Origin of the sequence: Chitinophaga sp. (assembly GCF_036566945.1) — a bacterium.
Classification (GTDB): domain Bacteria; phylum Bacteroidota; class Bacteroidia; order Chitinophagales; family Chitinophagaceae; genus Chitinophaga.
In genome coordinates this window covers 1-8,485 of the sequence record NZ_DATCVJ010001103.1, presented here as the reverse complement: position 1 = coordinate 8,485, position 8,485 = coordinate 1, and the positions used below count along the sequence as shown (strand labels likewise).

Sequence of the window (8,485 nt, the reverse complement as noted above, 5' to 3'; positions counted from 1 at the left end):
CTGTTGACCTGGTTCAGAAACAAACCATACAAATTGTATTGCAACAGATCGTCCAGCAACGCTTTTTCGTGTCGGAAGCGGTTATCATAACCTTCCGTCAGCAGCTGAATCTCCATCCCTTTATAATCGGCCCAAAGGCGGGCTTTTGTTTCCATCCAGGCCGCTTGTATGGCTGGCATATTGGCGATACCGGTCACCCGTTGTTTTTCATCAACATAAAATTCAACGGTATGGGTAACTGCGCTGATGGCCTTAATAATATATTCCAGGTGAGAAGAGGAATCATCTAAGGCCATGCTTTCTTTTAGTACCTGGCAGGTAATCAGCTGCCGCCCATGGGGCAGATCTTCCCAGCTAACATGCAGGTGCCGCTGAAAAGCATTTTCTACAGCCGTATCACGGATACGGGTATACGTAGTAGTACGAAGCTGAAAAAGTTTTTGGACCGTGCCTGTTATCAGCAGGTTACGGGGAATGGTTAAAATGCGCTGCATTATCCTCTGCTGATTTTGACCTTCTTATTGCCTTGTAATACAGTAGTACCGCTGCCAATGATTTTCATATCGCCCAGGAGCGACAACAGCTGCATGGTGCCGGAGGTTTGTTTATAATCTTCCTGTGCAAAGAAGGAAATACCATCTCCGGCTTCGCCGCTGATATTAGTGGCTTTCATGGCATATTCTTCTCCGGCGGTAGCGCGGATGTTGTCAACAGCATCTGTCACTACATTTTTACCTGCATCCATCGTGATATTTTCTTTAGCGGAAATATGGATATTTTTTGCCGTGAGGTTAAGGTTTTCCGGGGCAGTAATATGTATGTGTTTGCCGCTGGTATCCAGCGTAATGATGTTGCCGTTTTTGTCTGTAATGGTGATACTTTCACCGTTGCTGGTATCATCCAGCATGATGGTATGTCCGCTTCGGGTGCGTATGGCTTTGATATTATTCTGGTCGTCGCCAAACTCCGTTTTGGCGTCACCGTTATACGTGGTGCCCAACACATAAGGTGCTTCCGGATTACCATCTTCAAAAGCGACCCATACCTCTTCATTTACTTCCGGTATAAAGTAGAAGCCTTTGTTGCCTCCGCCATGGGGGGCTATCATCCGGAGCCAGGGCGTAGCCCCCTGCTGTTGCCAGCGAAACCGGACCCTGATGCGGCCTAATCCCTTCGGGTCTGCATTGTCGGTCACCGTGGCGCTTTGCGGTTCACAACCACTCAGCGCCACCAGGTCTACCTGTGGCATAGCCGTATCAGCGGGAATGGCGGTAAATGTGTTGTGATAATCGCCGTTTTCTGTACAATGGTGCTCCAGGCCGGTCACCAGGAATTCGCCATGATGAACATTCCCTGCTGCATTTTCATTGATGGAAACGATGTCGCCTATTTTCAGTGAAGTATTGCTGCTGCTACCGCTTAGCACTACCATTTCAGATAGCCGTCCCCGTTGCTGCAGGGAAGTCAGGTCGTCTACCTGGGATTTGGCGTTGCCGCTAAAGCCGTAGTTGGGCTTGAAAAGGGAAGGCTTGCGGTATAATTTTTCACTTACTTCTTTGAGATGAGAAACATATACGTTCATATTGGAAGCCGGTTGAGCGCCGGTGCTGTTCTCCACCACTATATTCTGCCGGTATTCATAACCGGAATACCGCGTGTTATTGGACTTTACTTCCAGGGCAATATCAAAGTCCATCAGGTCCTGCTGATGCGTCAGGGATACTTTCTGCGGCGTATACTTTCCAAAGATGATTTTCTGCCCGTCGTAAAAATACCATTCACCGTACCGGGCGGCCATCCGGGTAATAAACTGCTGGGTGGTTTCCTTGTACTGGACGGTATATTTGATATTTTCTTCATGATTTGGTGTCACGGCCGTTTGTGTATATGGACTGGTACCTTTTAAGGATTGGGTAACGATGCTCTGTAAAGGTTGTTGTTCAAAGGTGGTGATGTGTGGGTCATCGTCCAGCAGGATGGTAGGACTGCCACCGGCAATTACACAGAAACCATGCGTGCCGTCATTTTCTTTCCCGGTGTTTACACTGGTCACCAGGCCATTAAAAATAACGGGCTTATATACCCCGAAAGTATCCATGGGCGTAATACTGATGCTGATTTCCTTGCCCAGGAAATTCCTGGCAGCACTAAACATACCCTGTCCCAATTTATCGAGCCAGTCGTAGCCAATCAATATCCGGAAGCGATGATGTCCATAGATGGTTTGTGATAACTGCAGGGAATGGAATGACGTGAAATGATGGTCCCCAATGGAAAAGGAGGATCGGGTATATAAAGACATAGTTTAAAATTTAATGTCACGCCTGGGTTTGGGTAGCGTTACAATTAATCATGGTTAAAATGTCTTTCTAAATTAAGGGAATTCTGTGGTTATTTCTGAAAAACGCGTAAATATTTATTTGGGTAGGAATCCGGTTTAAAATGGGGGCTGCTTATGGGAAAGGGAAAGTGATGGTGCCGCCAAAGGGGAAATCACTTCGGGGGCACCATCACTTTTTTGCTACGGAATATTAATAAAAAAATTGTTCTAATACAATCTGGCCATTTTTCACTTCATACAACATGATCTCATCAATTTGTATTCTGCCAAAACCTTCCACGGTAAAGTCCATGGTGCGGCCCACTGAAAAGTGATTGCCGGCAATCACGGGCTGGGTGGTAGACAGGCCATGAAGTTCAGTAATTTTCTTTACCCAGTTCTCGCCTTTTTGGCGAACGGCCGCCTTACCTTCTGCATATCCGAAGTAAGGGGAGTTGGCAGGATCAATACTTCTTACATCATCTGCAAAAAATTCGTCCTGAATTTCAAACCATTTTTCTTCCCGGGCCAGTTCGTCGAATCGCGCGGCCACTTCCTGCGTTGTCAATATTTTCGTTGTCATAAAATTTTTTATTTATTAGTCAGACATTTTTTTATTTAACAGCATTTCTAATTTTTGCAGTTTCGATATCCAGAATTTATCGAAGAAGGAAATCCATTCCTGCAAATCTTTGAATCCGTCCTGTTTCAGGGTGCAATACCTTTCCCGGCCAATGTCTCTGATAGAAATGAATCCGGCAGCGTGCAATATTTTAATGTGCTTTGACACAGCAGGACGGCTCATGTCGAAGTTCTCTGCGAGGGCGTTGATGGTTAAACTATCCTTCGAGAGCAACACCAGCATTTGCCGCCTGCTTGGATCGGCGATTACCTGAAATACATCAAGTGTTGCTGGTGTCATGTGTTGCAGCTTTAATAAGTTCAGCGATCTTATGCATATTTTTCAGCCATCCATCCATCAGTGCGTTGTAGAGGTTGAGGTTTTCGATTTCGGAGAATCCGCTGTGATCGAGGAACAGCTCTGTGCCTTTTTCTTTTGGTTCCAGCTTCCATACGACTACAGACTCCACCGTGATTTCTCCATTTCCGGGGCCGCTATTCCATGAGTAGGAGAGCTTTTTGAATGGAACAATCTCCAATACTTTGCAATAAACAATGCCATCGAAGTTGAGCGGTGGATAAGGGTTGGTCCTGAACTGGAAGTCATGTCCCACTGTAGGCTGAAAATCATTTTTCATCAGCCAGAGTGCCATCAGCTCAGGGTCTGTAAGATATTCCCATACTACCTCAGGTGGGTGAGGGAAGTGAAATTGGTGTCGGATACTTTTTGACATAATGCGTAACTTTTAAGTTACCTAAAGGTATAGGTAACTTTTGAGTTACGCAAATATTTTTTTGAAAGAGGATTATTTTATCTCCCTAAAAAATTAACAGGAAGGAGGCCGGCGCATATTTTTTTAAATTGACGGTAAACGCATTGTTGCTTACTTTAATCCGGTTCCCAATCGGATTGCCCCGTAAATCAATGGGCTGTACTGCTTTAGCAGGGTGCTTTCCAGGGAAACTAACGGTACAGTTGCCGGAAATACCCGCTTGTTCCCACAAACGAAGGATAGTGCCTTCTCCATCAGGATTTTCGCCGTAAGCCGTGACCAGTATACCGCTTCTTGAAGTGGATACGCCCGTGTTTTTTGTTGGTAAGGTTCCTGCATCACCATCCGCTACACCGGTTAATAAAGGCACCCGTGCTTCCCAGGATGTTTGGATAAGATCCGGAACGGTGGGTGTATGCGGCGCCACCGGCCAGATACGAACACGTTCGCTCCAGGAGCCTTCTTGCCATAGCGGGAAATTTGTATTCCACATGTTATTGTAAAGGTTTACAAATACAGTAGGAATTTCCGGTGTGTGTTGCAATGAAAATTTCCATAATCCCGGTTCTCCCAAAGCAATCAAAGGTGCATCTACAGGCGTTAGCGCCATACCGGATTGATTAGCCTGTGTAACGGACACCCCTGAATGCACCGCCATCAGGTACTTGTTGCTGCCGCTGATAATATCTGTTTTTGGATCTATGGGACCACCCAAACGCCCAACGGTAAAATGAGGTTTCGTAACGGCAAAAGGAAAACAAAGCCACCCGCCCTCTGGTTGCTTGTCCGCTGTTTTAGCGGCTACCAGCCATTCCACATCTACATAAGCAGCATTTCGGGGAAAGGTAAATACCAAAGTATATTTTTGGGCCAGGCCATTTGTTTGTTCCGTGGTCAACGTGGCAATATCTGCTATCGCGGAATGCGTCACCGTAAGGTTCCAGTGATCAGGCGTAAAGGCCAGGTATGGCGCCTTGTCGGCACCGATCATACCGGGTTTGCCCAAATCATTTAAGCCCCAGCCTTCTTTTATCCGGCTATAGGTATTAAACCATTTGTCCACTTCATTGGTGCTGAACCGTTCGTGCAAAAACTGTCCGATCACATATTTGGTAGATGTATCCACTAACTCACGGCCTGTTTTTGTTTCTATTAAAGACGCGATGCCGCCCCGTGTTAAGTCAAACACTATCTTGAAATGAGGCGTACTAAATGCCGCATGATCATCGCTGCTGGTAGCGGGTTCTTTTACATCATTTTCTGTATAAGTAACATAACCACCTGCCGCAATTTCTTTTACATAGAAAGAAGTTCCTTTCTTCCAGGGATTTTCAACGATGCCTGAACGCTTCCATGGCAGCGGATTGTACACTACCAAACGTTTCCCGGCAACGTTTACAGATTTTGCCAGCAGGTCCAGGTGTGTTTGTAGTCCGTTGCTAACAATGTCGTTGGTGTTGCGGATATACTGCCGCTTTTCCTCATAGGATTTCAGCCATTTTCTTTTGCTTCCCTGACTGGTGTTGTGGGCGTCACTATTTTTTAGTTTCGAATAATCGCCGTTTTCAGGCAGTGGTTCTGCTTCCGCTTCGGCCATCCATTTTTTCCAGTCGTCACCGTAGCTGTAACGGGGACCATATTCCGCATTCATACCCCAGGTATGTTCTGCATACAACAGGCTTTGTTCATAAGCTTTTGCCAGCTTATCTGCCATAGAGGGCGTTGGTATGCCCCAATGGTTCATCTGGGTGTTCAGGGCATCCAGCGCGGAAGTCAGCGGACGGATGTTTCTAGCCATCTTCGTTTCCACCGGGTTGGATTGCAAACCATGAATCCAGGAATCCGGGGTATCTCCTTTAACGGTAGGTAAATCGGGATGTTCGGCCAATATTGCTTTGGCGAAATCATCGAGTGTACCAAAATGTATTTTTACGCCGGGCAGATCTCTTTTTGTTTGCGCAACAATATCCTGCACTTCTTGCTGATTGGGCGGGCCGTGGTTGTCGCCGGTCATAATCATGGCCAGATAGTTCTTTGAAGGCCAGTTGGCAGGAGGTTTAATATCAGAGCCATACTCCGGGGTATATTGACATAAAACTTTAGCGCCATCTGCACCTTCCCACCAGAAAAGAGGCGGGAAGCGGGGATACTGACTGGCAGGATTACAGCCCAATTGCAGGAACTTTATACCGGCATGGCTCAGCAGGGTAGGCAGTACCCAGGAATGCGAAGGAACGTCGGTCATTTTAGCACCAATGGGTATTGGTTGCCCATAGGCACGGGCAATCTTCGACGCGTATGTTAATCCACGAACCAGGTCTTCGTAATCGAGCGACTCGGTATGCATTGTAAAAGGAAGTGCATGTGGCACGATAGCGCCTTCCCGGACTGCTTTTTCTATCCGCTGCCGGCGCTCCGGCGTTTGCAACGGACCTAATATCTGCGCATACAGGGGCCATCCGGGCACTGTCCATGCAAAGCGCTGATCTTTCGGTAGCGTGGCATTCTTTTCTATCACCGTTAATGCCTTATCCATCATTTCTCCACGGTATCGTGCAAAAACATTTTCCGGTAAATCGGTAAAGCCTAAGTCGAAGTGAGTTTTAAATACCAGCCATACATCTGTTACTTTGGAGATGCCGGTATTGTTTGTTGATGGCTGTTGCGCAAACGCCCCCGACACGAACAGGAAAATAATTAAAAGCAGTGAGTGAATTTTTTTCATAGTAATGCCTTCTTTTTCATTGTTTACTGTTATTTTTTTAATTCCGGTTGTACGCTACTACCATTTACGCCTGCTTTCATCGTCCATTCTTTGCCTGCAAAATGAACATGATGCAGCTCTCCGGAAAAGGGGCGTGGGGTGGAAGAATTGCGAACGGTTGCATCACCTGCTTCCGGGTGAAAGCCAAAGAAAGTACTGATCACCACATCGCTGAAGGCCACACCACTGATACATTCTTTCATGCAACCTTGTCTCATGGCAATGCGTACCGGCGCATCATATGCATTGCGGTTCGGACCAAAAAATTCACGTGCCTGTGCAAAAGGACCTTCACTGGTCACTACCGCTGTACGACAATAAAATGCGTAGGCGCCGGCCGGATCGCCGAGTTGCCACATGGTGTTAACGGTGAGTGGAATCCAGCCGTCATAGGCGCCCATGGGGCCATGATCGGGCCGGTCGGAATGTGCGGCTGCCGAATCTTTCTGGCTCATAGCACGCATCCAGTCACGGGTCAGGAGTTCCTGTTTGACAAAGGAAATCATTTCGGATTTTTGTGTTAACGACAGGTCCTGTTTCAATGCATTGCCTGCATAGATAAAGTCTACACAATGCCGCAGCTCCACCCGATGTCCATTTAGTTGCCACGCATTCCATACGCCATCGCCGGGTTTGTAAAGCGACAGTACTTTGGGCAGCAGGGCGGCAGCTTTTGTCTGCAGTTCATTGGCCCGTTCCTTATTACCGTGTAACACATACCATTTCGCCGTTTCCCGCATCATCCATACGTTCTGTGCATTGCAGGAGGGCACGCAGTGGATATAAGCAGGTGCACATTCCAGCAGGTTGTTATTCTCGCCATAGTTAGCCAGGCCATCATGGCCTTTGGGCAGGGTTTCCCAGTTGGTAGCCAGACTATCCATTGTTTCGATCACGCTTTTACCATTTTCCAGTTGATCGTTCAGAAAGGTACGATCGTTCGTAACGCGGAGGTATTCATCGATGGTTTTAAAAATAGTGCAGGCGTCGAAGGCATAACCGCCTATGTTATCATAATGCTTCGTATCAAAGCCGCTTGTCTGTCGTAGGTCAAGTGCATATCCGCTGGCATTGCCGGTACGTGGATTCTGTACCAGCCAGCGGCGCAGCGTGGCCTTCATGCCTGCCGGTTCCAGCAGTGCCCATGCGGTAGCCTGCATAGAGGCATCCCAGTAATATTGGGTGCCGTCTTCCCGCTCACCGCTGGTAATAAACGAGCGGGGATGCACCGGAAACTGTGTGCGCTCCAGTGCTAACATCGTCCACGCACCTACGTAGTAGTTGCGGATCAGTGCTGCATCAGTGCTTTTTAAAACAGGGAGATGTCCTGAAAAATGGTTGTTGCCCGGTGTAAAAGCATCGGTCCAACGTGTTTCCCATACTTTTTTACAATCATCGAAGTAAGCGTTAAAGCTGCCGGCCCATTTGCTTACCAGGGCATCTGTTTGCGCCATTTGCGTGGACACTTCATCACCTGCCGCGAATTCAATGCGCATGCTGCCACCTTTGGGCAGCTGCGTTACCCAACGCCAAACCACTGTATCCTTTTCTGTGAATACCGCATCCGGTTTGCGGGATGGACGTACGACCGATGTTACGCCCTTTCGTTGGGTGCTGTTGGAAACGCCGATGCCGTCTGGCAGCAGCTGACCAGGCACCCGTAAGGTAAGCGTGGTACGGCGCGGGACTATCGTAGTATTGGTGGCCACAATACGGCACATCACATTTCTCGCTTCATTGATCATCCGGGTATCTGTTTCTACGGATATGCCATTACAATATGGATTGCGGCGAAGTGCTTTATAAGGAAAACAGCGGGTTTCTGTGGCGGGATATGCTTGCCCGTCAACGGTTAGTGTGGTAACAGGATGTCCTTGCTGCCATGGATACAGGCCGCCGGGATAATAGTAATAGGAAGTCAGATCCCGGTTCACCACCAGCATGTGATGGAAGTTATGAACGGCGGGCATGTTATCTACCTGGTCCATCGGTATCCAGTCACCGGCG

The 8,485-nt window shown here is 47.7% G+C and carries 7 protein-coding genes; all 7 read right to left on the bottom strand.

Features of this window, described 5'->3' with window-relative positions; translation table 11 throughout:
• Nucleotides 1-494 (bottom strand): hypothetical protein (locus tag VIP81_RS33125; RefSeq protein WP_331972450.1); only part of this gene is annotated, 494 nt, incomplete at its 3' end.
• Entirely contained in the window at nt 494-2,302 is a 1,809-nt protein-coding gene (locus tag VIP81_RS33120; RefSeq protein ID WP_331972447.1) for a type VI secretion system Vgr family protein, read from the bottom strand. The genes VIP81_RS33120 and VIP81_RS33125, both read right to left, overlap by 1 nt.
• 229 nt (nt 2,303-2,531) lie before the next feature.
• A complete protein-coding gene (locus VIP81_RS33115; protein ID WP_331972444.1) occupies nt 2,532-2,903 on the bottom strand; it encodes a nuclear transport factor 2 family protein in 372 nt (123 codons plus the stop codon).
• Nucleotides 2,904-2,918: 15 nt separating this feature from the next.
• On the bottom strand, nt 2,919-3,242 hold the full coding sequence (locus VIP81_RS33110) for a metalloregulator ArsR/SmtB family transcription factor (RefSeq protein WP_331972441.1): 324 nt from the start codon (nt 3,240-3,242) through the stop codon (nt 2,919-2,921).
• Nucleotides 3,223-3,675, bottom strand: a complete 453-nt coding sequence (locus tag VIP81_RS33105; RefSeq protein ID WP_331972438.1) for an SRPBCC domain-containing protein — start codon at nt 3,673-3,675, stop codon at nt 3,223-3,225. The genes VIP81_RS33110 and VIP81_RS33105 overlap by 20 nt, the downstream gene beginning before the upstream one ends.
• Nucleotides 3,676-3,760: 85 nt before the next feature.
• On the bottom strand, nt 3,761-6,439 hold the full coding sequence (locus VIP81_RS33100; protein ID WP_331972435.1) for a hypothetical protein: 2,679 nt from the start codon (nt 6,437-6,439) through the stop codon (nt 3,761-3,763).
• A gap of 29 nt (nt 6,440-6,468) precedes the next feature.
• A partial coding sequence (locus tag VIP81_RS33095) for a hypothetical protein (RefSeq protein WP_331972432.1) occupies nt 6,469-8,485 on the bottom strand: 2,017 nt, incomplete at its 5' end.